The organism is Modestobacter sp. URMC 112 (genome assembly GCF_053502575.1).
In genome coordinates this window covers 569,644-595,472 of record NZ_CP199957.1, presented here as the reverse complement: position 1 = coordinate 595,472, position 25,829 = coordinate 569,644, and the positions used below count along the sequence as shown (strand labels likewise).

Annotated in this window: 25 protein-coding genes; 8 read left to right on the top strand and 17 right to left on the bottom strand. The window is 74.5% G+C overall.

What is annotated here, in order from left to right; all coding sequences use genetic code 11:
• Positions 1 to 6 precede the first annotated feature (6 nt).
• Positions 7 to 876 (bottom strand): MBL fold metallo-hydrolase, encoded by an 870-nt coding sequence (locus tag ACWIX6_RS02790; protein WP_448615330.1) that lies wholly within the window; start codon positions 874 to 876, stop codon positions 7 to 9.
• Between the two features lie 57 nt (positions 877 to 933).
• Between ACWIX6_RS02790 and ACWIX6_RS02785 the strand changes: the two genes are divergently transcribed.
• Positions 934 to 1,461, top strand: a complete 528-nt coding sequence (locus tag ACWIX6_RS02785; protein ID WP_448615329.1) for a hypothetical protein — start codon at positions 934 to 936, stop codon at positions 1,459 to 1,461.
• Positions 1,462 to 1,471: 10 nt separating this feature from the next.
• On the opposite strand, the gene ACWIX6_RS02780 is transcribed toward ACWIX6_RS02785, so the two are convergent.
• From ACWIX6_RS02780 to ACWIX6_RS02765, 4 genes are all read right to left on the bottom strand, one after another.
• On the bottom strand, positions 1,472 to 2,794 hold the full coding sequence (locus ACWIX6_RS02780) for a M23 family metallopeptidase (RefSeq protein ID WP_448615328.1): 1,323 nt from the start codon (positions 2,792 to 2,794) through the stop codon (positions 1,472 to 1,474).
• Between the two features lie 100 nt (positions 2,795 to 2,894).
• Positions 2,895 to 3,689 (bottom strand): ATP-binding cassette domain-containing protein, encoded by a 795-nt coding sequence (locus ACWIX6_RS02775; protein WP_448615327.1) that lies wholly within the window; start codon positions 3,687 to 3,689, stop codon positions 2,895 to 2,897.
• The gene (locus ACWIX6_RS02770) at positions 3,686 to 4,603 is read right to left on the bottom strand and encodes an ABC transporter permease (RefSeq protein WP_448615326.1); all 918 of its coding nucleotides are present in this window, start codon (positions 4,601 to 4,603) and stop codon (positions 3,686 to 3,688) included. The genes ACWIX6_RS02775 and ACWIX6_RS02770 overlap by 4 nt, the downstream gene beginning before the upstream one ends.
• A gap of 128 nt (positions 4,604 to 4,731) precedes the next feature.
• Positions 4,732 to 5,706: a sugar ABC transporter substrate-binding protein gene (locus tag ACWIX6_RS02765; protein ID WP_448615325.1), complete on the bottom strand. Its 975-nt coding sequence runs from the start codon at positions 5,704 to 5,706 to the stop codon at positions 4,732 to 4,734.
• 246 nt (positions 5,707 to 5,952) lie between these two features.
• Here ACWIX6_RS02765 and ACWIX6_RS02760 point away from each other — a divergent pair, with 246 nt between their 5' ends.
• Both ACWIX6_RS02760 and ACWIX6_RS02755 read left to right on the top strand, forming a co-directional pair.
• The gene (locus tag ACWIX6_RS02760; protein WP_448616970.1) at positions 5,953 to 7,008 is read left to right on the top strand and encodes a Glu/Leu/Phe/Val family dehydrogenase; all 1,056 of its coding nucleotides are present in this window, start codon (positions 5,953 to 5,955) and stop codon (positions 7,006 to 7,008) included.
• A 210-nt stretch (positions 7,009 to 7,218) separates the two neighbouring features.
• Complete coding sequence (locus ACWIX6_RS02755; RefSeq protein ID WP_448615324.1) at positions 7,219 to 7,440, top strand: DUF3073 domain-containing protein; 222 nt, start codon at positions 7,219 to 7,221, stop codon at positions 7,438 to 7,440.
• A gap of 172 nt (positions 7,441 to 7,612) precedes the next feature.
• On the opposite strand, the gene purM is transcribed toward ACWIX6_RS02755, so the two are convergent.
• The 4 genes from purM to ACWIX6_RS02735 all read right to left on the bottom strand — a co-directional run bounded on the left by purM (position 7,613) and on the right by ACWIX6_RS02735 (position 12,030).
• Entirely contained in the window at positions 7,613 to 8,695 is a 1,083-nt protein-coding gene (purM, locus tag ACWIX6_RS02750; RefSeq protein ID WP_448615323.1) for a phosphoribosylformylglycinamidine cyclo-ligase, read from the bottom strand.
• Complete coding sequence (purF, locus tag ACWIX6_RS02745; RefSeq protein WP_448615322.1) at positions 8,692 to 10,257, bottom strand: amidophosphoribosyltransferase; 1,566 nt, start codon at positions 10,255 to 10,257, stop codon at positions 8,692 to 8,694. The genes purM and purF overlap by 4 nt, the downstream gene beginning before the upstream one ends.
• A 73-nt stretch (positions 10,258 to 10,330) precedes the next feature.
• Positions 10,331 to 10,942, bottom strand: a complete 612-nt coding sequence (locus ACWIX6_RS02740; protein ID WP_448615321.1) for an MBL fold metallo-hydrolase — start codon at positions 10,940 to 10,942, stop codon at positions 10,331 to 10,333.
• Entirely contained in the window at positions 10,939 to 12,030 is a 1,092-nt protein-coding gene (locus tag ACWIX6_RS02735) for an S-(hydroxymethyl)mycothiol dehydrogenase (protein ID WP_448615320.1), read from the bottom strand. Before ACWIX6_RS02735 ends, ACWIX6_RS02740 begins: the two co-directional genes overlap by 4 nt.
• 218 nt (positions 12,031 to 12,248) lie before the next feature.
• On the opposite strand from ACWIX6_RS02735, the gene ACWIX6_RS02730 reads away from it, so the two are divergent.
• The gene (locus ACWIX6_RS02730; protein ID WP_448615319.1) at positions 12,249 to 13,667 is read left to right on the top strand and encodes an OFA family MFS transporter; all 1,419 of its coding nucleotides are present in this window, start codon (positions 12,249 to 12,251) and stop codon (positions 13,665 to 13,667) included.
• Positions 13,664 to 13,807: an MFS transporter small subunit gene (locus tag ACWIX6_RS02725; RefSeq protein ID WP_448615318.1), complete on the top strand. Its 144-nt coding sequence runs from the start codon at positions 13,664 to 13,666 to the stop codon at positions 13,805 to 13,807. Before ACWIX6_RS02730 ends, ACWIX6_RS02725 begins: the two co-directional genes overlap by 4 nt.
• A 135-nt stretch (positions 13,808 to 13,942) precedes the next feature.
• On the opposite strand, the gene ACWIX6_RS02720 is transcribed toward ACWIX6_RS02725, so the two are convergent.
• The 4 genes from ACWIX6_RS02720 to purS are packed head-to-tail and all read right to left on the bottom strand — an operon-like array spanning position 13,943 to position 17,607.
• Positions 13,943 to 14,329 (bottom strand): sterol carrier family protein, encoded by a 387-nt coding sequence (locus tag ACWIX6_RS02720; RefSeq protein WP_448615317.1) that lies wholly within the window; start codon positions 14,327 to 14,329, stop codon positions 13,943 to 13,945.
• Positions 14,329 to 16,671, bottom strand: a complete 2,343-nt coding sequence (purL, locus tag ACWIX6_RS02715) for a phosphoribosylformylglycinamidine synthase subunit PurL (protein ID WP_448615316.1) — start codon at positions 16,669 to 16,671, stop codon at positions 14,329 to 14,331. Before purL ends, ACWIX6_RS02720 begins: the two co-directional genes overlap by 1 nt.
• Positions 16,668 to 17,339, bottom strand: a complete 672-nt coding sequence (purQ, locus tag ACWIX6_RS02710; RefSeq protein WP_448615315.1) for a phosphoribosylformylglycinamidine synthase subunit PurQ — start codon at positions 17,337 to 17,339, stop codon at positions 16,668 to 16,670. The genes purL and purQ overlap by 4 nt, the downstream gene beginning before the upstream one ends.
• Before the next feature lie 28 nt (positions 17,340 to 17,367).
• The gene (gene purS, locus ACWIX6_RS02705) at positions 17,368 to 17,607 is read right to left on the bottom strand and encodes a phosphoribosylformylglycinamidine synthase subunit PurS (protein ID WP_448615314.1); all 240 of its coding nucleotides are present in this window, start codon (positions 17,605 to 17,607) and stop codon (positions 17,368 to 17,370) included.
• Between the two features lie 292 nt (positions 17,608 to 17,899).
• On the opposite strand from purS, the gene ACWIX6_RS02700 reads away from it, so the two are divergent.
• Positions 17,900 to 18,463, top strand: a complete 564-nt coding sequence (locus ACWIX6_RS02700; protein WP_448615313.1) for a PilZ domain-containing protein — start codon at positions 17,900 to 17,902, stop codon at positions 18,461 to 18,463.
• Positions 18,464 to 18,651: 188 nt separating this feature from the next.
• Positions 18,652 to 19,374 (top strand): hypothetical protein, encoded by a 723-nt coding sequence (locus ACWIX6_RS02695; protein WP_448615312.1) that lies wholly within the window; start codon positions 18,652 to 18,654, stop codon positions 19,372 to 19,374.
• An 82-nt stretch (positions 19,375 to 19,456) separates the two neighbouring features.
• Here the strand turns inward: ACWIX6_RS02695 and ACWIX6_RS02690 are convergent, their stop codons facing one another.
• Together ACWIX6_RS02690 and purB are read right to left on the bottom strand one after the other, a co-directional pair.
• Positions 19,457 to 20,338: a phosphoribosylaminoimidazolesuccinocarboxamide synthase gene (locus ACWIX6_RS02690; RefSeq protein ID WP_448615311.1), complete on the bottom strand. Its 882-nt coding sequence runs from the start codon at positions 20,336 to 20,338 to the stop codon at positions 19,457 to 19,459.
• Positions 20,335 to 21,642, bottom strand: coding sequence for an adenylosuccinate lyase (gene purB, locus ACWIX6_RS02685; protein ID WP_448615310.1), 1,308 nt, complete (start codon positions 21,640 to 21,642; stop codon positions 20,335 to 20,337). Before purB ends, ACWIX6_RS02690 begins: the two co-directional genes overlap by 4 nt.
• A gap of 104 nt (positions 21,643 to 21,746) precedes the next feature.
• On the opposite strand from purB, the gene ACWIX6_RS02680 reads away from it, so the two are divergent.
• Positions 21,747 to 23,321, top strand: a complete 1,575-nt coding sequence (locus ACWIX6_RS02680; protein WP_448615309.1) for an AI-2E family transporter — start codon at positions 21,747 to 21,749, stop codon at positions 23,319 to 23,321.
• Positions 23,322 to 23,417: 96 nt separating this feature from the next.
• Here ACWIX6_RS02680 and purD read toward each other — a convergent pair whose 3' ends face one another.
• Positions 23,418 to 24,683: a phosphoribosylamine--glycine ligase gene (gene purD, locus ACWIX6_RS02675; RefSeq protein ID WP_448615308.1), complete on the bottom strand. Its 1,266-nt coding sequence runs from the start codon at positions 24,681 to 24,683 to the stop codon at positions 23,418 to 23,420.
• A gap of 98 nt (positions 24,684 to 24,781) precedes the next feature.
• The gene (gene rsgA / locus ACWIX6_RS02670; protein ID WP_448615307.1) at positions 24,782 to 25,822 is read right to left on the bottom strand and encodes a ribosome small subunit-dependent GTPase A; all 1,041 of its coding nucleotides are present in this window, start codon (positions 25,820 to 25,822) and stop codon (positions 24,782 to 24,784) included.
• Positions 25,823 to 25,829: the final 7 nt, after the last annotated feature.

Genomic DNA, 25,829 nt, shown 5'->3' with positions numbered 1-25,829 from the left:
CGGCGGTCAGGCCGGCCGGAAGGACCCGTCCGGGCCCGGCAGCACGCGCTCCTCCGCGACCAGCTTGTCCAGCGTCGCGCGGGTCGACTGGGCCGCCGCGGGCCACACCTGCCGGGGGACGTCGGCGTACACCGCGGCCACCAGCTCGTCGACGGTGCGCGGGCCGCCGGACAGCAGGTCCAGCAGCTGGGCCTCGCGGTGGGCGCGGTGGGCCAGGTAGAAGTCCAGCACCGCCAGCGGGTCCTCGGTCAGCTCCGGTCCGTGCCCGCAGTACAGCGCCGACGGCCCGAGGTCGTGCACCCGGCGCAGCGACTCCAGGTAGGCGAGCACGTCCCCCTCGGGGTGGGTGACCACCGAGGTGCCCCGGCCCAGCACGTGGTCGCCGACCAGGACGGCGCCGGACTCCAGCCGGAAGGCGACGTGGTCGGCGGTGTGCCCGGGGGTGGGGACGACGCCCAGCGCGGTGCCGGCCAGCGCCAGGCGCTCCCCGGGCTCCAGCACCCGGCCGCCGGGGCCGGCCACCGACGGGTCCGCGGCGGCGACCGGAGCGCCGAAGCGGCGGCTCCACGGCGCGGCCGCCTCCGCGTGGTCCCCGTGGTGGTGGGTGACCAGCAGGGCCACCACCTCCGCGTCGCGGGCGGACAGCGCCGCCTCGACCGCCGCCAGGTGGGCCTCGTCGGCCGGGCCCGGGTCCACGACCACCGCCTGCCCGCTGCCCGGCGCCCCCACCAGGTAGGTGTTGGTGCCGTCCAGCGTCATGCCGGACGGGTTGGGCGCCAGCACCCGGGTGACCAGGGGCTCCAGCTCGGCGGTGCGCGGCAGGGTGCCCAGCGCGGGCAGGGCCCAGCCGCTGCGCGGGTCCACGGGAGCGCTCACCCCCGCACGCTAGCCGCTCCGGCCGTGGGCGCTCCGGCCAGCCGATAGCGTGGGTCCATGCGCCTTCCCGCCTCCGTCCTGAGGGGCGGCCTGTCGGCGGCCGCCGCCGTCCTCCTGCTGACCGCCTGCGGCGGCTCCGAGGAGCCGGAGGCCGGGACGACGGGCGGGACGGCGACCGGCTCGGCGCCGGCCGAGGCGACGGCGACCACCTCCGAGGAGGACGTGCAGGCGTTCTGCACCGAGGCGGAGACGGTGTTCACCGAGCTGACCGCGGCCTTCGGCTCGGTCACCGACCCGGCCAACTACACCGCCGTCCTCGACCAGAGCGTCGCGGCCTTCGACCAGGTCCAGCCGCCGGCGGAGATCAGCGCGGACTGGTCGGCCCTGCAGGACGGCCTGGTCGGGCTGCGCGACGCCGTCGCCGGCACGGACGTGGGGACGCCGGAGGGGCAGGCGGCGCTGCAGGACGCCGTCACCACCTTCCAGACCGACGTCGCCGAGCCGCAGCAGAACCTGGAGGGCTTCGTCACGGCCAACTGCGCCAACGCCGCCGATGGGGCCCCGAGCTCGACGCCGACCGGCTGACCTCCCGGGGTCAGCCGCAGCGGTCCATGGGCACCCCGCGGGACCGCAGCCACGGCACCGGGTTGACCTGGCCGCTGTACATCTGACCGCCGGGGTGCACCTCGAAGTGCAGGTGCGGGCCGGTCGACTGGCCACGGTTGCCGACCTCGGCGATCTGCTCCCCCGCCGACACCCGCTCGCCAGGGGACACGTAGTACTCGTTGACGTGCCCGTAGACGGTGATCGCGCCGTCGTCGCCCCGGACGTAGACCGCCAGACCGAACCCGGTGGCCGCGCCGGCACGTGCCACGACCCCGGAGGTCGCCGCGTACACGGGGGTGCCGATCGGCGCGGCGATGTCCACCCCGAAGTGCGTGACCCCCCAGCGGGCGCCGAAGCAGCTGGTGATCGTGCCGCTAGTCGGCCGGACGTAGCCCGCCGACGAGGCCGCCACCGAGCCGCCGCCGCCCGCGACCGCCCGCCCGGCCGCCGCGGCCGCCTCGGCGTCCGCCCGGCGCTGCCGCTCGGCCGCCGCCGCCTCCTCGGCCCGCTTCTGCGCCAGCCACTGCTCGTAGGCGTTGCGGGCCCCCTGCAGCTCGAGCAGCCGCACCTGGGCGTCCTGCAGCTGCTGGTCGTAGGCCGCCTTCTGCTCGGCCACCTGGGCGACCGCCACCTGCTGGGCGGCCAGCTGGGCGTCGGCGGCCTGGCGGGCGGCAGCGGCCCGCTCCTCGGCGGCCGCCTTCTCGTCGCGGGTGGCCCGGGCGGTCGCCTCCGCCTCGGCCTGCCGCTGCTGCGCGGCCTCGAGCTGGCCCAGCACGTCGAGCTGGTGCGCGGCGACGTACTCGAGCATCGCGGCCTTCCGCACCAGCTCGGCGGGCCCGTCGGCGTCCAGCAGGGCCAGCTCGCTGGTCAGCTCGCCGCCGTTCATGTAGCTGTCGCGGGAGAAGTCCCGGATCCGGGCGTGCGAGGCGGTGACCGCCTCGACCGCGAGCCGCAGCTCCTCGGCCGCGGCGGCGGCCGCCGCGTCGGCGAGCTGCCGCTCCTCCTCGGCCGCCAGGTAGGCGGTGCCCGCTGCCTCGGCCAGCACCTGGGCCTGCTCCAGCCGGGACTCCGCGTCGGCGACCAGGGCGGCGATCCGGCCCACCTCAGCCTCCGCGGCCTGCTTGGCGGTGGCGGCCTGGTCCAGCTCGCCGTCCGTGGGGTTCACCGGGTCCGGCTCGGCCGACGCGGGGCCGGCGCCCACGGTCAGCACCGCCGCCGTCATCAGCGTCGCGAGGACGCCGGCGAGGCGGCGGGCGGGTCGCCGACCGCGGGCCGGCGGTGCCGGGGACAGGCGCAGCGGGCGCTGCGACATGGTCGCTCCCTGGGGAAGAGGGGCGGACGGATGAGCCCGTCGACTCTCGCATTCTCACCTTCAGTCACAAAGGCAACACGCGGCGCATTCCCCGACGTCCTCAGCTGTCCGGCTCGCGCTCCAGCTCGCGGGTCAGCTCGGCCAGCTCCCGGCCGCCGGCCATCATGGTGGTGAGCTCGTCCCGGCTGACCTCGCCCTTTGCGAAGTCGCCCATGCTGCGGCCACGGTTCAGCAGCAGGAAGCGGTCGCCCACCGGATGGGCGTGGTGCGGGTTGTGCGTGATGAAGACGACGCCCAGCCCGCGGTCCCGCGCCTGGGTGATGTAGCGCAGCACGACGCCGGCCTGCCGGACGCCCAGGGCCGACGTCGGCTCGTCCAGGATCAGCACCCGCGCCCCCAGGTGCACGGCGCGGGCGATGGCCACCGACTGGCGCTCGCCGCCGGACAGGGTCCCGACCGGCTGGTCCGGGTCGCGGATGTCGATCCCCATCGCGGCCAGCTCCCGGCGGGTGACCTCCTTGGCCGTGGCGCTGTCGAACCGGCGGAACGGTCCCCAGCCGGTGGTCGGCTCCGAGCCGAGGAAGAAGTTCCGCCAGATCGCCATCAGCGGGATCATCGCCAGGTCCTGGTAGACCGTCGCGATGCCGGCGTCGAGCGCGTCCCGGGGCGCCGCGAAGTCCACCGGCTGGCCGTCGAGCAGCAGCTGCCCGGAGGTCGGGCGGTGCACCCCGGCCAGCACCTTGATCAGCGTGGACTTCCCGGCTCCGTTGTCGCCCAGCACGCAGGTGACCTCGCCGGCCCGGACGCTGGTGGAGATGCCGTCCAGGGCGATGACCGAGCCGTAGGTCTTGCCGATGCCGCGCAGCTCGAGCAGTGGCGTCGCGGCCGCGCTCACCGCCGGGCCGCCTCGGCGTAGCGCCGCACCAGCCGGTTGGCCAGCACCGCGAGCAGCAGCATCGCGCCGAGGAAGAAGTAGAACCAGTCGGCGTCCCAGTCCAGGTACGGGATGCCCAGCTGGGTCATGCCGAAGATCAGCGCCCCCAGGGAGGCGCCGATCGCCGAGCCGAAGCCACCGGTGAGCAGGCACCCGCCGATCACCGCGGCGACGATGTAGATCAGCTCGTTGCCGGTCCCGGTGTTCGCCTGCACCGACGTCAGCCGGACGGCGAGGATGGTGCCCACCAGCCAGGCCGCCCCGGCCGTGGTCATGAACAGCACGATCGTCGTCCGCCGGGCCGGCACGCCGACGTTCCGGCTGGCCACCGGGTCGCCCCCGGTGGCGAAGACCCAGTTGCCGAAGCGGGTCCGCAGCAGCACGTACGTGGCCACCACGGTGGCCAGCACCCACCACAGCACCGCGATGCGGAACTGCGCGCCGGCGATGGTGAACCGGGAGGCGAAGACGGCCTCCGCGGCCTCGTAGCCGGGCGCCGAGGCGATCCCGCCGGCGACGACCGTGCCGGTGAAGGCCTTCGTCAGCCCCAGGTTGAGGCCCTGCAGCATGAGGAAGGTGCCCAGCGTGATGATGAAGCTGGGCAGGCCGGTGCGGGTGACCAGCCAGCCGTTCAGGAAGCCGATCGCCAGGGCCAGCGCCAGGGCGGCCGCGATCGCCGTCCAGACGTCGGTGCCCAGCTCGCCGGTCAGGATGCCCACGGTCAGCGCCGCCGTCCCGGTCAGCACCCCGGCGGACAGGTCGAAGTGCCCGCCGATCATCAGCAGCGCCACCGCGACCGCCATGATGCCCAGCGTCGAGGCCGGGTCCAGCCAGTTCGCCACCCCGCCCGGGGACCGGAAGTCCTCGGACAGCACGGCGAAGAACGCGAAGACGACGACGGCGCCGATCAGCGAGCCGAGCTCGGGCTTGACCAGCAGCCGCCGTCCCAGCCCGGTGGCCGCCAGCCGCTCGTCGGGCCGGGGCGGCGCCTCGGCGGCGGCGCTCAGCGGGTACCCGCCGAGGACAGTTCGGCGATCTCGTCGACGTTGTCCGCGTCCACGATGCCCGGGCCGGTGAGCACCGGACGGCCGCCGCCCACGGTGTTCAGGTTCTCCGCGTAGAGCTTGAGCATCACGATCGGCAGGTAGCCCTGCTCGTACTGCTGCTGGTCCACGGCGAAGGAGATCGTGCCGTCCTGGATGCCGGCGATCACGTCGTTGTTGAGGTCGAAGGTGGCCACCGCGGCGTCGGAGCCGGCGTCCGAGACCGCCGCGGCCGCCACCGTGGCCACCGCGGAGTTCAGCGTCAGCACGGCGTCGACCTGGGCGTCGCCCTGCAGTTGCGAGGTGATCGTCGACTGCGCGCCCGGCAGGTCGTTGACGTCCACCTGCACCAGCCGGACGTCGGCGCCCAGGCCCTGCGAGGCGCCGTCGCAGCGCTGCTCCAGCCCGATGTTGCCGGCCTCGTGCACCACGCACAGCACGGTCCGCGCGCCGTCGGCGGCCAGCCGCTGGCCGGCTCCCTGGCCGGCGACGGCCTCGTCCTGGCCGACGTGGCCGATGGCCCCGAACTCCGCCGAGCGCTCACCGCCGGAGTTGATCGTGACCACCGGGATGCCCGCCGACACCGCCGCGGCGATCGAGTCCTGCACCGCGTCGGGGTTGGCCATGGACACCACCAGGCCGTCGACCTGCTCGTTGACCGCGGCGTCGATGAGCTGCGACTGCCGCTGCGGGTCCCCGTCGCTCTGGTAGTCCACCTCGATGCCGAGGTCCTCGCCCGCGGCCTCGGCGCCGTTCTGGACGACGTCCCAGAACGCGTCGCCGGCCGACCCGTGCGTGACCACCGCGAAGCTGAGGTCGCCTCCGCTGCCGCCGCCGGCACCGTCGCCGTCGGCGGTCTGCTCGCTGCCGGAGCAGGCGGAGAGCAGCAGCGGCGCGGCGAGCGCCAGCGCGAGCAGTCGCTGGGTTGCAGCCATCGTGTGGTGTCCTCCTGTGTCGGCGGCCCGAGCCGCCTCTGCTCCCCCCGGGAACCGCCGTCTTCGGCCCCAGGAGAGTGTGCGGCACCGGCTCCCGCCGGGCAGCGTGCGTCCGCCCGATCATGCCCGCCCCGCCCGGCGGCACCGGCAGCCGGGACCTGGTCGCGCGACAGCCGCGGCCCCCGCCGCACGCCCGCCGTGAGCCGCCCGGGCCGGGCGCCCGCCTAGGCTCGGGCTGTGGACGTGATGGGCTCCGGGCACGAACAGGTCGTCTTCTGCTCCGATCCGGCCTCCGGGTTGCGGGCGGTGATCGCGGTCTACTCGACCGCGCTGGGCCCGGCGCTGGGCGGGACGCGGTTCTTCCCCTACCCCTCGGAGGAGGCCGCGGTCGCCGATGCGCTGGCCCTCTCCACGGCGATGGCCTACAAGAACAGCCTCGCCGGCCTCGACCTCGGCGGCGGCAAGGCCGTCATCATCGGCGACCCGCGGACGGACAAGACCGAGGCCCTGCTGCGCGCCTACGGCCGCTTCGTGGAGGCCCTCGGCGGCCGGTACCTCACCGCCTGCGACGTGGGCACCTACAACGCCGACCTGGACGTGGTCGCCCGGGAGACCCGGTTCGCGCACGGCCGGTCGGAGGCGTTCGGGGGCTGCGGGGACTCCTCGGTGCTCACCGCCTTCGGCGTGTTCCAGGGCATGCGCGCCGCGGCCCAGCACCGCTGGGGGGAGCCGACCCTGGCCGGGCGCACGGTGGCCGTGGCCGGGGTGGGCAAGGTGGGCAGCTGGCTGGTCGACCGGCTGGTCGCCGACGGCGCGTCGGTCGTGGTGACCGACGTCGACCCGGCAGCTGTCGCCCGGGTCCGCTCCCGGCACCCCGGCGTGGCGGCGGTGGCCGACACCGCGACGCTGGTCCGGACGCCGCACGACGTCTACGCGCCGTGCGCGCTCGGGGGCGCCCTGGACGACGAGACGGTGGCGGTGCTGCCGGCCGAGATCGTGTGCGGCGGCGCCAACAACCAGCTCGCGCACGCCGGCACCGCGGCCGCGCTCGCCGGCCGCGGGATCCTCTACGCACCCGACTACCTGGTCAACGCGGGCGGGGTGATCCAGGTGGAGGACGAGCGGCACGGCTTCTCCTTCGCCCGGGCGGAGTCCAAGGCGACGACGATCTTCGACGTCGCGCTGCGGGTGTTCGCCGCCGCGGACGCCGACGGGGTGTCCCCGGCCGTGGCCGCCGACCGCCTCGCCGAGGAACGGATGAGCTCGGTGGGCCGGCTGGCCACCATCCGACTGCCCCGCTGAGCACCGGTCCGGCGCCCGCGGAGCGGGCCCGGGGTGAGACCCAGGTCACCCTCGTCACTCCTGACGGGGGACCGCGCGCCGGGACGCGTGCTCGTGACCGATACGTGTCGTAAGCTCGCCCCAGGACACAGTCACTCAGTCGGGGTCGCCGCACGGGCCGTCCAGCCCGGAGCTGGGCGCCCTACTCCGGTCACCGAGGGGGTCGAGCCGATGGGGCGCGGCCGAGCGAAGGCCAAGCAGACACGCGTGGCCCGTGAGCTCAAGTACAGCTCACCCAACACCGACCTCACGGCTCTGCAGCGTGAGCTCGCTGGTCAGCCGTCGTCGTTCCCCGCTCGCGGGGGCACCACCGACGACGACGATGACGACGCGATCGACGACCGGTGGTCGTCGGACGACGACGCGGACGACGACTGGGCAGCCAGTCGCTGAACCGCTGAGCCCCCGGGCCCAGCTCGAGGACACCGCCGCTCCCCTGGGGGCGGCGGTGTCCTCGTGCATCCCGACCCCTCCGGCCGAGCTCAAAGGCTCACTCGAACTCGTGAGCGGCCCCCCTGCAGGGTCCCGCCGCGAGCTTGCGAGCGGTGGGGGGGCAGGGGGGTCCTTAACGGTAGGAGCCGACCAGCGAGGCGCCGGACCGCCCGTCCGCCGCGGCCTCGACCGTGCCGGCGACCCAGGCCGGCACGCCGCGGGCGGTGAGCAGCTCCACCGTGCGGTCGGCGACCTCCGGGGCCACGGCGGCGACCATGCCCACGCCGCAGTTGAACGCCCGCTCGGACTCCGCCCGGGGCACCCCGTGCTCCTCGAGCAGGCGCACCACCGCGGGCAGCTCCCAGGTCTCCCGGTCGAGCACCGCGGAGAGCTCCGGCGGGACCACCCGGGCGGTGTTGCCGGCCAGTCCACCGCCGGTGATGTGCGCGTAGGCGTGCACCTGGTCGACGCCGAGCTCCGCGACGAGCGCCAGGCAGTGCAGCGCGTAGACCCGCGTGGGCTCCAGCAGCTCCTCCCCCAGCGGCCGGGCCAGCCCGGCGGGGGTGGCGGTCAGGTCCAGGCCGGCCCGGTCGACGACCCGGCGCACCAGCGAGTAGCCGTTGGAGTGCAGCCCGGAGGACGCCATGGCGACCACCACGTCGCCGGCCCGCACCCGCTCGGGCCCGAGGACGGCGTCGGCCTCGACCACGCCGACCGCGGTGGCAGCCAGGTCGTACTCGTCGGCGTCCATCAGGTCGCCGTGCTCGGCGGTCTCGCCACCCACCAGCGCGGCGCCGGCCTGGGTGCAGCCGTCCGCGATCCCGGTGACGATCGCGGCGATCCGTTCGGGCACCACGCGGCCGCAGGCGACGTAGTCCTGCAGGAAGAGCGGCTCCGCGCCGCAGGCGACCAGGTCGTCGACGACCATGGCCACCAGGTCGATGCCGACCGTGTCGTGCCGGTCCAGCGCCCGGGCCAGGGCGATCTTCGTGCCCACGCCGTCGGTGGAGGAGGCCAGCAGCGGCCGGCGGTACCGCGCGGTGTCCAGGGCGAACAGGCCGGCGAAGCCGCCGAGCCCCCCGACCACCTCCGGCCGGTTGGTCCGCTCCACCGCCGAGCGCATCAGGGTGACCGCGCGCTCGCCGGCGTCGATGTCGACCCCGGCGGCGGCGTAGGTCAGCCCGCCGTCCCCGCCCCGGGACGCCGGGTCGCTCACGGCCGGGAGAGGGCGTCGTCGGCGCCGCCGGGCACCGCCGGGCTGCCGGCCTGCTGACCGGTCCACCCGCTCACCGCGCGGGCGGCTCCCTCGTCGGACAGCGCCCGCCGTCCGATCCCCTCGAGCACGTGCTTGCCGAGCACCTCCGGCTCGCCGAGCGGGATCGGGTACTGACCGGTGAAGCAGGCGGTGCACAGCCGGTTGACCGGCTGCTCGGTGGCCGCGATGAGCCCCTGCTCGGAGACGTAGCCCAGCGAGTCGGCGTTGATGGAGGCGCGCACGCCGTCCACGTCCAGGCCGTTGGCGACCAGCTCGGCGCGGCTGGCGAAGTCGATGCCGTAGAAGCACGGCCACTTGACCGGCGGGGAGGAGATCCGCACGTGCACCTCGACCGCGCCGGCCTCGCGGAGCATCCGGATGAGCGCGCGCTGGGTGTTGCCCCGGACGATCGAGTCGTCCACGACCACCAGGCGCTTGCCGCGGATGACGTCGCGCAGCGGGTTGAGCTTCAGCCGGATGCCCAGCTGCCGGATGGTCTGGCTGGGCTGGATGAACGTGCGCCCGACGTAGGAGTTCTTCACCAGCCCGAGGCCGTAGGGGATGCCGGAGGCCTCCGCGTAGCCGACGGCGGCCGGCGTCCCGGACTCGGGGACCGGGATGACCAGGTCGGCGTCGGCCGGGTGCTCCCGGGCCAGCCGCCGGCCGATCTCCACCCGGGCCGCGTGCACGCCGCGGCCGGAGATGGTGGTGTCCGGCCGGGCCAGGTACACGTACTCGAAGACGCAGCCCTTGGGCGAGGCGGGCGCGAAGTGCTGGGACCGCAGTCCGTCCTCGTCGAGCGCGATGAGCTCGCCGGGTTCCACCTCTCGGACGAACGAGGCGCCGCAGATGTCCAGCGCCGCGGTCTCGCTGGCGATCACCCAGCCGCGCTCCAGCCGGCCGAGCACCAGCGGGCGCACGCCCTGCGGGTCGCGGGCCGCGTAGAGGGTGTTCTCGTCCATGAACGTCAGGCTGAAGGCGCCGCGCAGCATGGGCAGCACCTCCATCGCGGCGGCCTCGACGCTCATGTCGGGGCGCGCGGCGATCAGCGAGGTGATCAGGTCCGAGTCGGTGGTGGCGGCGAACGCCCCGGCCACGCCGTCGTCCGCGGCGGCGCTGGCCAGCTCCGGGGTGTTCACCAGGTTGCCGTTGTGGCACAGCGCGAGCCCGGTGCCGGCCCCCGTGGTGCGGAACGTCGGCTGGGCGTTCTCCCAGGTGGACGCCCCGGTCGTGGAGTACCGGGTGTGGCCGACGGCGATGTGCCCGCGCAGGCTGCCCAGCGTCGGTTCGTCGAAGACCTGGCTGACCAGCCCCAGGTCCTTGTAGACCACCACCGAGGAGCCGTCGGACACCGCGATGCCGGCCGCCTCCTGACCGCGGTGCTGGAGGGCGTACAGGCCGAAGTAGCTCAGCTTCGCGACCTCCTCCCCCGGCGCCCACACCCCGAAGACGCCGCAGGCGTCCTGGGGACCGGGAGCAGAGGGATCGAGGTCGTGCGTCAGCCGTCCATCACCGCGAGGCACCCGTCGAGGGTACCGGGGCGGGGAGGCCCGCTCCCCGGGCGACCTGTGACGTCGCCCGGGGAGCGGGCCTCGCTCAGGAGATGTTGCCCATCTCCGCGGCGATGGTGGTGTCGTCGCCGTGCCCGGTGCGGACGACGGTGTCCCCGTGCAGCGAGAGCAGCCGGCTCCTGATCGAGGTCAGGATGGTCGGCTTGTCGCTGAACGACCGTCCGGTGGCGCCCGGGCCGCCGCAGAAGAGCGTGTCGCCGGTGAAGACGGTGCCCAGGTCCGGCGCGTGCAGGCAGGTGCTGCCCGGCGAGTGGCCGGGGGTGTGCAGTGCGTGCAGCGTCGTCCCGGCCACCAGGAAGCGGGTGCCGTCGGTGATCTCGGCGTCCGGGGCGGTGTCGGGGTGCACCACGTCCCAGAGCATCCGGTCGGCCGGGTGGAACCAGATCGGGGCGTCCACGGCGTCGCGGAGCGCGACCGCGGCGGTGATGTGGTCGTTGTGCCCGTGGGTCAGCACGATGCCGGCGACCGACCGGCCGCCGATCGCCTCGATGATCGGCTCCGCCCGGTGCGGGGCGTCGATGACGAGCACCTCGTCGTCGTCCCCGACCAGCCAGACGTTGTTGTCGACGTCGAAGTCCTGCCCGTCCAGGCTGAAGACCCCGCTGATCACGGTCTTGTCGACGCGGGGGTTGCTCACTTGTCGAACACCACGACCGAGCGGAGCACGTCGCCGGCGTGCATCTTGTCGAACGCGGCCTCCACGTCGTCGATGCCGATCGTCTCGGACACGAACGCGTCGAGGTCGAACCGGCCCTGCAGGTACAGGTCGATGAGCATCGGGAAGTCGCGGCTGGGCAGGCAGTCGCCGTACCAGGAGGACTTCAGCGCGCCACCGCGGCCGAACACCTCGATCAGCGGCAGCTCGATGGTCATGGTGGGGTTCGGGACGCCGACCAGGACGACGGTGCCGGCCAGGTCACGGGCGTTGAACGCCTGCTCGTAGACGGCCGGGTGACCGACCGCGTCGATCGCCACGTCGACGCCGAAGCCGCCGGTGAGCTCCTTGACGGCCTCGACGGCGTCGACCTGCTTCGAGTTCACGGTGTGGGTGGCGCCCATGCCCTTCGCCCACTCGAGCTTCCGGTCGTCGATGTCCACCGCGATGATCGTGCCCGCGCCGGCGAGCCGGGAGCCGGCGATCGCCGCGTCACCCACCCCGCCGCAGCCGAAGACGGCCACGCTGTCGCCGCGACCGACGCCGCCGGTGTTGATCGCGGCACCCACGCCGGCCATCACCCCGCATCCGAGCAGCCCGGCCGCTTCAGGCTTGGCCGCCGGGTCGACCTTGGTGCACTGCCCGGAGTGCACCAGCGTCTTCTCCGCGAACGCGCCGATGCCCAGCGCCGGGGAGAGCTCGGTGCCGTCGGCCAGGGTCATCTTCTGCGCGGCGTTGTGCGTGTTGAAGCAGTACCAGGGCTTGCCCTTGGCGCAGGCGCGGCACTGGCCGCACACCGCCCGCCAGTTGAGGACGACGTAGTCGCCCACGGCGACGTTGGTGACGCCGTCACCCACCGCGGAGACGACCCCGGCGGCCTCGTGGCCGAGCAGGAAGGGGAACTCGTCGTTGATCCCGCCTTCCCGGTAGTGCAGGTCGGTGTGGCAGACACCGCAGGCCTGCACGTCCACGACCGCCTCGCCCGGACCGGGGTCCGGCACGATGATCGTCTCGACGGAGACCGGGGCTCCCTTGCTGCGGGCGACGACGCCCTTCACCTCGTATGGCATGCGGAGAGCTTAGGGAGCCGCCCTGCCCGGGCAGAGTTCGGCTTGCGCCCGATGGAACCGCGCACAACGATCTGGTATCGCCGTCCCTCGGATCGGGCAACCCGACGCGCCGACACGCCGGCGAGCACGTAACGTGCCCACGGCTCACGACCTGGAACCCAGGTCTGCCGTGGCTGCGTCCGACCGGCGCCGCTGTTCTCGTTCCCGGAGGTCGATCCGTGGCAGTACCCAGCTTCCTGGCCCGCGAGCGCATCGTCGCCCGCCCGGGCTTCAACCGGTGGCTCATCCCGCCGGCGGCCCTGGCCGTGCACCTGTGCATCGGTCAGGCCTACGCCACCAGCGTCTACAAGGCCGCGCTCGTGGCGCACTTCGAGGCCAGCCTCACCGCCATCGGGATCATCTTCTCGATCGCCATCGTGATGCTCGGCCTCTCCGCCGCCTTCTTCGGCACCTGGGTGGACCGCAACGGCCCCCGCGCCGCCATGTTCACCTCGGCCTGCTTCTGGGTCACCGGCTTCCTCGTCGGCGGCCTGGGCATCGAGACCCGCCAGCTGTGGCTGGTCTACCTCGGCTACGGCGTCATCGGCGGCATCGGCCTGGGCATCGGCTACATCTCGCCGGTCTCCACGCTGATCAAGTGGTTCCCGGACCGTCCGGGCCTGGCCACCGGCATGGCCATCATGGGCTTCGGTGGCGGCGCGCTGGTCGCCTCCCCGCTCTCCCGCCAGCTCATGAGCTGGTACGACCCGGCCTACGACCCGGCCGTCGCGGGTACCACGCCCAACGGCGAGGCCGTCGCGGCGCTGTTCTTCACCCTCGCCGCCGTGTACGCGGTCTTCATGATGTTCGGCGCCTTCATCGTCCGGGTGCCGGCCGACGACTGGAAGCCGACCGGCTTCGACCCGTCCTCGGTGAAGAAGAAGTCCCTCGTCACCACCGAGAACGTCTCGGCGAACAACGCCATCAAGACCCCGCAGTTCTGGCTGCTGTGGACGGTGCTCTTCTGCAACGTCACCGCGGGCATCGGCATCCTCGAGCAGGCCGCGCCGATGATCCAGGACTTCTTCCGGAACGGCGAGACCTCCACGGTCGCCGCCGCCACGGCCGCCGGCTTCGTCGGCCTGCTGTCGCTGTTCAACATGGCCGGCCGCTTCGTGTGGTCCTCGACCTCGGACTTCATCGGCCGCAAGCCGATCTACATGGTGTACCTGGGCGTCGGGATCATCCTGTACGTCATCCTCGCCCTGTTCGGCAGCACCGCGACCTGGATCTTCGTGCTGACCGCCGCCGTGATCATCAGCTTCTACGGCGGTGGCTTCGCCACGGTCCCGGCCTACCTCCGCGACCTGTTCGGCACCTACCAGGTGGGCGCCATCCACGGCCGGCTGCTGACCGCCTGGGCGGCCGCCGGTGTGGCCGGGCCGCTGATCGTCAACGGCGTCCTGGACACCCAGGGCACCCCCGGCCAGCTGGTCGCGGCGAACTACCGTCCGGCGCTGTTCATCATGGTCGGCCTGCTGGCCATCGGCTTCGTCGCCAACCTGCTGATCAAGCCGGTCGCGGAGAAGTACTGGGAGCCCAAGGCCACCAACCCCGCCACCGCCCGCGCCAACCCCGAACGGAGCGCCGCCCGATGAGCCACACCGCGAGCAACGACAGCCGGCCGACGAAGACCCCGGCGGCCCTGATCGCCTTCGCCTGGACCCTCGTCGGCATCCCGCTGGCGTACGGGCTCTACAACACGGTGAAGGCCGCCAGCGCCCTGTTCGGCGGCTGACCGACCCCTCTGCACCACCCACTGCCCCCGGCCGCTCCCGCGGCCGGGGGCAGTGCGCGTTCCCGGGAGTTGATCATCGGGTCGTTGTCGCCGACACGGGCCGCCACGCCGCCGGACCGGACACGACGCCGATGATCAACGACGCAGCGGGGCCAGTGGGAGCAGCGCCGACAGGTCCGCGCGGTTGCCACTGGCGCTGACCCGCCCCTCGGCCACCGCCGCGGCCCAGCTCATGGCCCCGGTGGCGAGCCGCAGCCAGGTCGCCGGGTCGGTCTCCACGACGTTGGGCGGGGTGCCCCGGGTGTGCCGCGGTCCCGGCACGCACTGGACGGCGACGAACGGCGGCACCCGCAGCTCCACCGAGCGGCCGGGCACCTGCTGGGCCAGCCAGCGCGCCGAGGTCTTGACCGCCGCTCCCAGCTCCCGGCGCGACGGCTGCTCCGCCTCCCCCGCCAGCCAGGCGGCCGCGGGCGCCAGCGCGGCGCGCAGCTCGTCGGCCGGGATCGGCTGGACGCCGGCCATCAGCTGGTCGGGACGGTGCCCGCCGGGACGGTGCCGACGGCGACCTCGGGAGATCCGAACAGCGCCGGCAGCGTGGCCGACCAGGCGGCGCGCAGCTCGTCCAGGGAGAGCTCGAGGTCCCCGAGGGACAGCGCGGCGCCGCCCGTGGCGCCCAGCTCGGTGACCGGCACACCGGCCCGCCCGGCCGCGGCGCGCACGGCGCCGGGGTCCGCCGTGGTGACGACGGCGCGGGCGACGGACTCGCTGAACAGCGCCGGGAACGGGTCGCCGGGCAGCGTCAGCTCGGCGCCCACGCCGTACCGCAGCGCCGACTCGGTGAGCGCCTGCGCCAGGCCGCCGTCGGCCAGGTCGTGCGCGGAGCTGACCAGCCCGTCGGCGGACAGCCCGGCCAGCAGCCCGGCCAGCGCACGCTCGGCGGGCAGGTCGAGCACCGGCGGGCGGCCGCCCAGGTGCCCGTGCACGACGGCGGCCCAGGCCGAGCCGCCGAGCTCCGGTCGGGTGTCCCCCAGCAGCAGCACCGTCTCCCCGGCGGCCCGCCAGCCGGTGGACACCCGGCGCCGGACGTCGGCGTGCACCCCGAGCACCCCGATGACCGGGGTGGGGTTGATCGGCACGTCGCCGGTCTGGTTGTAGAGGCTGACGTTGCCGCCGGTGACCGGCAGGCCGAGCTCCCGGCAGCCGTCGGCCAGCCCGCGGACGGCCTCGGCGAACTGCCACATCACCTCGGGCTCCTCGGGGGAGCCGAAGTTCAGGCAGTTGGTCACCGCCAGCGGTACGGCACCGGACACGGCGACGTTTCGGTAGGCCTCGGCCAGGTTGAGCTGCGCACCGGTGTAGGGGTCGAGCCGGGCGAAGCGGGCGTTCCCGTCCAGCGACAGCGCGATGCCCCGGTGCGACTCCTCGTCGATCCGCACCACGCCGGCGTCCTCGGGCTGGGCCAGCACGGTGTTGCCCCGCACGTAGCGGTCGTACTGCTCGGTCACCCAGGACTTGTCCGCGCCGTCCGGGCTGCCGACCACCGCCAGCCATGCGGCGCGCAGCTCGTCGGGGCCGGCCGGGGCGGGGAGCCGGGCCGGGTCGTCGGCCTGCAGCGCGTCCAGGTCGGCCGGGCGGCGCATCGGCCGCTCGTAGACCGGGCCCTCGTGGGCGACGGTGCGCGGCGGGACGTCGACGATCCGCTCGCCGTGCCAGTCGACGGTCAGGCGGTCGCCGTCGGTGACCTCACCGATGACGGTGGCCAGGACGTCCCACTTCCGGCAGACGGCGAGGAAGGCGTCGACCTTGCCCGGCTCGACGATCGCGCACATCCGCTCCTGCGACTCGCTCATCAGGATCTCGGCGGGCGTGAGGGTGCTGTCCCGCAGCGGGACGGCGTCCAGGTCGACGTGCATGCCACCGGTGCCGGCGCTGGCCAGCTCGCTGGTGGCGCAGGACAGCCCGGCGCCACCGAGGTCCTGGATCCCGGTCACCAGGTCGGCGGCGAAGATCTCCAGGCACGCCTCGATGAGCAGCTTCTCGGTGAACGGGTCGCCGACCTGCACCGCGGGGCGCTTGGCCGGCCCCTCGGCATCGAAGGTCTCGCTGGCCAGCACCGACACCCCGCCGATGCCGTCCCCGCCGGTGCGGGCACCGAACAGCACGACCTTGTTGCCCACGCCCTCGGCCTTGGCCAGCCGGACGTCCTCGTGCCGCATGACGCCCACGCACAGGGCGTTGACCAGGGGGTTGCCGGCGTAGCAGTCGTCGAAGAGCAGCTCGCCGCCGATGTTGGGCAGGCCCAGGCAGTTGCCGTAGCCGCCGACGCCGGCGACCACCCCGGGGAGCACCCGTGCGGTGTCGGGGGCGTCGGCCCGGCCGAACCGCAGCGAGTCCATGACGGCGACCGGCCGGGCACCCATGGTCAGGATGTCCCGGACGATGCCCCCCACCCCGGTCGCTGCGCCCTGGTAGGGCTCGACGTAGCTGGGGTGGTTGTGCGACTCGACCTTGAAGGTCACCGCGTAGCCGTCCCCGACGTCGACCACGCCGGCGTTCTCGCCGATGCCGACGAGCAGCGCGTCGGACGGCGGCAGGTCGCCGAAGCGGCGCAGGTGCACCTTGGAGGACTTGTACGAGCAGTGCTCGCTCCACATCACCGAGTACATCGCCAGCTCGGCGGTGGTGGGCCGGCGGCCGAGGATGCCGGTGATCCGGGCGTACTCCTCCTCGCGCAGCCCCAGCTCGGCGTAGGGCTGCTCGTCGTCCGGCGTGGACGCGGCCAGCTCGACGGTGTCCAGCCGGTTCGCCAGCCGCCCCGGGCCGGTGTCCAGGTCGGACAGGCCCGCGGTCGCCGACTCGGTCATGCCGACACCACGCCGGTCAGGACCGACGTGAAGAAGCCCAGCCCGTCGGTGGACGGGCCGGTGAGGTCCTCGACCGCGTGCTCGGGGTGCGGCATCAGCCCGACCACCCGGCCGTCCGCGCTGGCCACGCCGGCGATGTCCCGGGAGCTGCCGTTCGGGTTGCCGCCGGTGTAGCGGACGACGACCCGGCCCTCCCCCTCGATCCGGTCCAGGTCGGCGGGGGCGGCGACGTAGCGGCCCTCCCCGTTCTTCACCGGGACGACGATCTGCTGACCGGCCGTGTACGCCGACGTCCAGGCGGTGTCCGCGCGCTCGACCCGCAGCGCCTGGTCGCGGTTGCGGAAGTGCAGGTGGCCGTTGCGGGTGAGCGCGCCGGGCAGCAGCCCGGCCTCGCAGAGCACCTGGAAGCCGTTGCAGATGCCGAGCACCGGCAGGCCGCCCTGTGCCGCGGCCACGACGTCCCGCATCAGCGGCGAGCGGGCCGCGATGGCGCCGGCCCGCAGGTAGTCGCCGTAGGAGAAGCCGCCGGGGAGCACGACGGCGTCGACGTCCCGCAGGTCGTGGTCGGCGTGCCAGAGGGAGACCGGTTCACCGCCGGCCAGCCGCACCGCGCGGGCGGCGTCGACGTCGTCCAGGGAGCCCGGGAAGGTGATGACACCGATGCGCACAGCTCAGTCCTTCAGCAGCAGGAGGGCCTCAGTCGGTCGACAGGTGCAGCTCGACGTCCTCGATGACCGGGTTGGCCAGCAGTGTCTCGGCGATCTGCCGGAGCTCGGCCTCGTCGGGGTCGCCGTCGACCTCCAGCACGAAGTGCTTGCCCTGGCGGACGCTGCGCACCCCGCCGTGGCCCAGCCGGCCGAGCGCGCCCAACACCGCCTGCCCTTGGGGATCGGAGATCTCGGGCTTCAGGACGACGTCGACCACCACAGCGGGCACACGGCCGAGCGTACCGGGTGGCCCGTGGGGCCCGACCGCCTCCGGACGGCACGACGGCCGGCGCGCGGCCGCGCTGCCGCGGTCACCCGGACGGGTGCCCCCCGTGACGGCTTCCGCTCAACCCGGGGGCACGACTGCCGATGTTGGACCGAGCAGCTCGCCCCACCGTGCGAGCCCAACGGGAGGTGACATGGTGAAGGAGCGGCCGAACCCGCATCAGCCCGGCCCGTCCACTGCCCTGAGCGTCCTGCGACTGGGACAGGACGAGGCGCTGACCAGCCGCGTCCGCCGGGTGAGCGGCGACCGCCTCCACATCACGGCTCCGCGCGACGGCGCCGGCAAGTCCGTGGTGCTCGTCGACCGCGACCTGCTGGAGCTGTCCTGGCAGGCAGACGACGGACTGCGCTCGGTGTCGACCGAGGTGGTCGCCCTGTCGCCGGACTCGCTGTGGGAGGTCGAGGTCCGTGGCCGGGTCAGCCGGCTCCAGCGTCGGGACTGGGTCCGGGCCCCCATCGGCCTCGCGGTCAGGCTGTCCTGGGGCACGCTCGAGCTCGTCGGGAGCACGGTGGACCTCAGTGAGAACGGGTGCTCCTGCGTCCTCCGACCGCACGGGGACCTCGGCGCCCGGGTCCCACTGCCGAGGAAGGGCGAGCGGATGGACATGACTCTGGACCTGCACTCCCGCGTGGTGGACGTCGGGGCGGAACTGCTCCGGCGCGTCCCACGCGAGGACGTCCTGCACGAGTGGTCACTGACCTTCGTCGAGCTGCCCGAGCAGACCTGCGACCTCATCCGGTCGCACGTCTTCACCGCCCTGCGTAATGCCCGCGCGCGCGACCTGAGCACCTTGTACTGAGCAGGCCACGACCTTCCCCGGGGCACGCCCGACGGCGGTCGTCGCCAAGCCGAACCCGGCGGCCCGGCAGGACCCCAGACAGCAGGTGGACATGCCCGCTGACACCCTGGGGACCCACAGGCAGGACGGGCGTCCCCTCCAGGGGGGCCGGGACCAGAGACCGTGACACGAGCACAGCGGAGAGACAGATGGCGATGACGGGTGTGCCGGGACACGACTTCCCGGAGGAGCGGGCGATCCTCGACCTGCTCGTGCCCAGCCGCGGCGACGCACTGGTCAGCTGGGTCGAGGAGGTCGGCGACGGGGACCTGCTCGTGACGGCCGGCCAGGACCGGTCCCAGCGGCGGGTGCCCCTGGACCCCGGCGAGCACGTCGAGCTGGTGTGGAAGTCCTCGTCGGAGCTGCGGGCGATGCCGACCGAACTCGTCGGCGTCGAGACCCGGGAGCAGCACTGCTGGCGGCTCCGCCCGACCGGGCCTGCGTCACGCGGTCAGCGGCGTGCAGCCGTGCGGGCTCCGCTCGACCTCCAGGTGCGGGCGACCGTCGGCATGACGGAATTGTCGGGAGTCACCGTCGACATCAGTGAGGGCGGGTTCCGGGGCGTCTTCCGACCGCCGGCCAGCCAAGAGGGCAGCGCGGCCGTGGCCCCTCCTGCCGACGTGGACCGGTCGCGGGAGGACGAGGCGTCCTCCCGCGACCAGTTCGGCGTCGGGGCGGTCCTGGACGTGATCGTGGAACTCGACACCGAGCGGATCCGCACCAAGGCCGAGGTCGTGCGGCGCCATCAACGCGACGACGGGCTGCGGGAACTGTCCATCCGGTTCATCGGGATGACCGAGCACATGGAGGACACGGTCCGCGCCCGCGTGTTCGCAGGGCTGCGGGAGCTCCGTTCGCGTGGCGTGATCTGAGCAATCAGGCCCAGAGGCGTCGTGCGGACCTGCGGCCGGGCCACGAGTCGATCGTGCGCCCGACCCCGCCTCCGGGTGCGCTTCAGCGGAAGGTCGAGCCGGTCAGCTGCTCGTAGGCGGTGACGTAGCGCTCCCGCGTCGCCGCGACGACGTCCTCGGGCAGCTCCGGCGGCGGGGACACCCGGTCCCATCCCGATCCGGTGAGCCAGTCGCGGACGTACTGCTTGTCGTAGGAGGGCTGCGCGGCCCCCGGCGACCAGGTGGCGGCCGGCCAGAACCGCGACGAGTCCGGGGTCAGCACCTCGTCGCCGAGCACCAGCCCCGGTCCTCCGCCGACTCCGAACTCGAACTTCGTGTCGGCGAGCACGATCCCCGCCCCCTCGGCGATCTCGGCGGCCCGCCGGTACAGCGCCAGGGTGAGCTCCCGCAGCGCCCCGGCCCGCGCCTCCCCGACGGTGTCGACGACCTGCGCGAAGGTGATGGCCTCGTCGTGCTCCCCGACGTCGGCCTTGGTGGACGGCGTGAACACCGGCTCCGGCAGCCGCGACCCCTCGACCAGGCCGGCCGGCAGGACGACGTCCCGGATCGCGCCGGTGCGTCGGTACTCCACGGTCCCCGACCCGGACAGGTACCCGCGCGCCACGCACTCCACCGGCAGCATCTCCAGCCGGCGCACCAGCATCGCCCGCCCGGCCACCTCGTCGGGCACCTCGTCGGCGCTGAGCAGGTGGTGGCCGGCGCCGTGCGCCTCGAGCACCGGGGTGAGCTGGTCGAACCACCAGACCGACAGCGCGGTGAGCACCCGCCCCTTGTCCGGGATCGGCGTGGGCAGGACGACGTCGTAGGCGGAGATCCGGTCGCTGGCCACCAGGAGCAGCCGGTCGTCGTCGACCGCGTACACCTCGCGCACCTTGCCGCGGGCGACCAGGGGCAGGGTCGCCAGCTCACGCTCCTGTCCGCTCACGACAGCGCGGCCAGCCGCTCGAACAGCGGGCTCAGGTTCTGCACGTAGCGCTCGGGCCGGCAGATCTCGTCCAGCCGCGCCTCGTCGAGGGCCACGCCGTCCTCGGCCGCCCGGGCCCGGAGCGTCTCCCGGAACGGCGTGCCGCCCTGCCAGGTCGCCATCGCCGCGGACTGCACCAGTGCATACGCCTGCTCCCGGCCCATCCCCGCCTCGACCAGCTCCAGCAGCACCGACGAGGTGTAGATCAGGCCGCCGGTCGAGTCCAGGTTGGCGCGCATCCGGTCCACGTCGACCACCAGGTCCTCGACCAGCCCCGCGGTCAGGTCCAGCAGGTAGTCGGTGGTGATCGCGGCGTCGGGCAGGAACACCCGCTCGGTCGAGGAGTGCGAGATGTCGCGCTCGTGCCAGAGGGGGATGCCCTCCATGACCGGCACGACCGCCGCCCGCACCACCCGGGCCAGCCCGGCGATCCGCTCGGACCGGATCGGGTTCTTCTTGTGCGGCATCGCGCTCGAGCCCTTCTGGCCCGAGCCGAACGCCTCGGACAGCTCCCGCACCTCGGTGCGCTGACCGTGCCGGACCTCCAGCGCGACCGCCTCGCACACGGTGGCCAGGATCGCCAGCGAGGACACCCACTCGCTGATGCCGTCCCGGAGGACGACCTGGGTGGACGCGTCGGCCGGGCGCAGGCCCAGCGCCTCGGCGACGGTGACCTCCACCGACGGGTCGATCAGCGAGTAGGTGCCGACCGCCCCGGAGATGGCGACGACCCCGACCGAGGAGCGGGCCGCCCGCAGCCGGTCCCGGGACCGGGCGGCGGCGAAGGCCAGGTCGGCGACCCGGTGGCCCCAGACGTCGGGCTCGGCGTGCACGCCGTGGGTGCGGCCGACCTTGAGCGTGTGCCGGTGCGCCAGCCCGTGGTCGCGCAACGCCGCGACCAGCCGGTCGGCCTTGGCCAGCAGCACGTCCGTCGCGTCGGTGAGCTGCACGGCCAGCGCGGTGTCCAGCAGGTCCGAGGAGGTCATCCCGTGGTGCACGTAGGCCGCGGCCGACCGCGGCTCGGTGTTGTCGGCCCAGGCGGTCAGGAAGGCGATGACGTCGTGCTGGGTCGTCTCCTCGATCTCGGCCACCCGCTCCGGCGTGGGCGGCGGAGCGTCGCGCACCGGGTCGACAACGTCGGCGGGGACCCGGCCCGCCGCGGCGTGCGCCTCCAGGACCAGCGTCTCCACCCGGCACCACAGCGCGTACTTGTGCGCGTCGCTCCAGACCCGGCCCATCTCCGGGAGGGTGTAGCGGTCGATCATGCGGGTACACCCTGGAACTGGTCAGCGAATCGCTTCACGGGGTCATCCTCCCGCATCGCCTGCACCCGGCTCCCATCCCCTCGACCGAGCAGCGGAGGACGTCGATGTGGCAGCGCGCCGGTCGGGTGCTGGATCGGGCCCGCGCCCGCATCCGGGCCGCGGAGCAGCACGACCCGCACGCCTGGCCGGACAACTGGTCCGACACCCGCGTGGTCCTGGTGATGGACGACGAGCGGCACGGCCACCTCGAGCCCGACCCCGGCCCACCGGACGGCCCGGGGTCGGACGGCTCCGGCCCGGTCCTCACCCGGGTGACCGGGGCCCCGGCCGACCGCACCGCCGGGTCCGGCGCCCCGCCCGACAGCAGCACCCCGCCCAACAGCAGCGCCCCGCCCGACGGCAGCGCCCCGCCCGACGGCAGCGCCCCCCAGGACCACCCGCCGGGCTCACCGGCCGCGCACGCCCCCGACGTCGACGTCCGCGGCGGGATTAGCGGGCCACCGAAGCCCGGCGGCCCACCGCCGGCCCCCGGTCGGGACCGCAGCCGGGGCAGCCTCCTCGCGCCCGAGCGACCCCGGCCGGCCGAGGACGACGTGCCCGTGGGGCTGCGGGTGGCGGCGGCCTGGTCGTGGCGGGCCGTCGTCGTCGTGGTCGCCCTCTACCTGCTGCTGCGGGCTGCCGGGTACGTCGCCGTGGTCATCGTCCCGGTGATCGTGGCGCTGCTGCTCGCCGCGCTGCTGCAGCCCGGCGCCGCCTGGCTGCGGCGGCGGGGATGGCCGTCGTCCCTCGCCGCGCTGACGATGCTCGTCGTCGGGGTCGGGGTCGTCGCCGGCATCATCACGCTGGTCGTCGAGGAGTTCATCAACGGCTACGCCGACCTGGCCGACCAGGTGGGGCAGGGGCTGACCCAGATCCGGGACCTCGCCGTCCGAACCTTCCCCATCTCCCAGGCCCAGATCGACGACGGCCTGGAGAGTGCGCAGACCGCCATCGTGGACAACCAGGAGGCGCTGACCAGCGGCGCGGTCACGACCGCGGCCACGGTCGGCGAGGTGCTCACCGGCCTGGTGCTGACGCTGTTCACGCTGTTCTTCTTCCTGCTCGACGGCCGGCAGATCTGGCTGTGGCTGGTCGGGCTGGCGCCGACGAACTCCCAGGCCTACCTGGACGAAGCGGCTCGCCGCTCGTGGCGCACGCTCATCTCCTACGTGCGGGCGACGATCGCCGTGGCCGCCTTCGACGCGGTGTTCATCGGGGTCGGGCTGCTGTTCCTCGGCACGCCGCTGGTGGTGCCGCTGGCCGCGCTGGTCTTCCTGGGCGCGTTCGTCCCGATCATCGGGTCGTTCCTGGCCGGCACGGTGTCCGTGCTGGTCACCCTGGTGGCGGTGGGCCCGGTGCGGGCGCTGATCGCGCTGGGGATCATCGTCGTGGTCATGCAGCTGGAGGGCCACGTGCTGCAGCCGCTGCTGCTGGGCCGGGCGGTGTCGGTGCACCCGCTGGCGGTCGTCCTCGGCATCGCCGCCGGGCTGCTGGTCGGCGGCATCTTCGGCGCGCTGATCGCCGTCCCGGTGATCGCCTGCGGCAACGTGGCCGGGACCTACCTGTCCCGGCGCAACGAGGGCCCGCGCCCACCGCAACCGGACACCCGCCGGGCGCGCCGGCTGGTCGACACCCGCTGAGGAAGGACCCCCTCGCCCCCCAGCCCTCGCTCCGCTCGGGCCGGGGCCTTGCGAGGGGGCCCCCGCGGGCCCCTTCAGGGAGGCCGCTCCATCACGTCACCAGATGCGGCCCTCGACGGCGGCCAGGGCGATGTCGGTGCGCCAGTGCGCGTCGGCGAGCCGGACGGCGGCGACCCGCTCGTAGGCGGCCTGCCGGGCGGCGGCCAGGTCCGGGCCGGTGGCGGTGACCGCGAGGACCCGCCCGCCGGAGGACCGGACCTCGCCGTCCGGACCGACCGTGGTGCCGGCGTGCAGCACACCGGGGGCGTCGGCGCCGGTGACCGGGTCGCCGGTGCGGGGGCGCTCGGGGTAGCCGGGCGCGGCGACGACGACGGTCACCGCGGCGCCGTCCCGCCAGCGCAACGGCGGCTGGTCGGCGAGGGTCCCGGTGGCGGCGGCGTGCAGCAGCCCGGCCAGCGGCGTCTCCAGCAGCGGCAGCACGACCTCGGTCTCCGGGTCGCCGAAGCGGGCGTTGAACTCCACGACCCGCACCCCACGCGAGGTGAGCGCCAGGCCGGCGTAGAGCAGCCCGGCGAACGGCTCGCCGCGGCGCGCCATCTCGCTCACGGTGGGCTGCAGGACGCCGGCCAGGACCTCGTCGACCAGCCCGGCCGGCGCCCAGGGCAGCGGCGCGTAGGCGCCCATGCCGCCGGTGTTGGGGCCCCCGTCGCCGTCGTCGCGGCGCTTGGCGTCCTGGGCGGGAATCAGCGGCACGACCGTCGTCCCGTCCGACAGGGCGAACAGCGACACCTCGGGACCGTCGAGGAACTCCTCGACCAGCACCGAGTGGCCGGCGTCCAGCACCGCGTGCCCGTGCGCGACGGCGGCGGCCCGGTCGGGGGTGACCACCACCCCCTTGCCGGCGGCCAGGCCGTCGTCCTTCACCACGTAGGGCGCGCCGCCGGTCAGCGCGGCCACCTCGTCCAGCGCGGTCTCCAGCTCCGCGGGGCCGCCCACCGGCCAGGCGCGGGCGGTCGGCACCCCGGCCGCGGTCATGACGTGCTTGGCGAAGGCCTTGGACCCCTCGAGCTGGGCGGCCTGCGCCGAGGGGCCGAAGCAGGCGATCCCGGCGTCCCGGACGGCGTCGGCGGCCCCGGCGACCAGCGGCAGCTCCGGGCCGACCACCACCAGGTCGGCCGACCAGTCCACGGCCAGGGCGGCCACCGCGACCGGGTCGGCGACGTCGAGCGGCCGGGCCTCGGCGAGCGCGGCGGTGCCGGCGTTCCCGGGCGCACAGGCCAGCGCGGTGACCGCGGGGTCGGACTGGAGCGCCACGCACAGGGCGTGCTCCCGGGCACCGGAGCCGATCACGAGCACGCGCACCCGCTGAACCTACCGTCGGAGGACCCCGTCCTCCCCGGGAAGGACCCCCCTGCCCCCGGCCACTCGCCCGCTCGCGGCGGTGCCCTGGACGGGGCTGGTCAGCGGCGGGGGCGGCTGGGCTGGTCGCGCAACTGCCGGCTGCGGGCCCGGAGGCGGGCGTGCTCCAGCGACCGGGCGCGGGCGTCGGCCCGCAGCTCCTGCCGGTGCGCCTCGGCCTGCAGCTTGCGCCAGGCCAGCAGCCGGGCCGGGTCGAGCACGCCGTCGTCGATGGCGGCGGCGACCGCGCAGCCGGGCTCGGTGCGGTGCGCGCAGTCGCGGAACCGGCAGTCCGCGGCCAGCCCGGCGACGTCGGCGTAGGCGGCGTCCAGCCCGTCCCCGCCGGTCAGCGCCAGCTCCCGCATCCCCGGGGTGTCGACCAGCAGGGCCCCGCCGGGCAGCGCGATCAGCTGCCGGGCGGTCGTGGTGTGCCGCCCTCGGCCGTCGCCCCGGATGGCCGCGGTGGCCGCGACCGGCGTGCCGGCCAGTGCGTTGGCCAGGCTGGACTTGCCCACCCCGGAGGGCCCGACCATGGCGGCGGTGCAGCCCGGGGCGAGCCGGGCGGACAGGTCGGCCAGCCCCTCCCCGGTCAGCGCGCTCACCGCCAGCACGTCGGCGCCGATCGCGTCCTCGGCGACCTGGGCGACAGCCGCCGGCACGTCGCCGCACAGGTCGGCCTTGGTGAGCACCACGACCGGCGTGGCGCCGCTGGCCCAGGCCACCGCCAGATAGCGCTCCACCCGGCGCAGCCGCGCCTCCCCCACCAGCGAGTCCACCACCAGGACGACGTCCACGTTGGCGGCGACCACCTGGGCCGCCGACCCGCGCCCGGCGGCGGTCCGCACGAACGCCGTCCGCCGGGGCAGCACGGCGACCACCCGCTCGCCCCGGACCGCCACCCAGTCACCGACCGCCGGCGCGCCCATCCCGGAGTCGTCGTGCAGGGCCGCCGACCGGCGGACCCAGCGTTCCCCGTCGCCGTCCAGCACGGTCAACCGGTCCCGGTCGACCCGGGTCACCCGGGCCGCCACGCACCCGCTGGGCACGGCCTCCGGGACGCCGCCGCGCGGGCCTGCCGCTGAGAGATCTGTCACACCTGGCATGATGAGG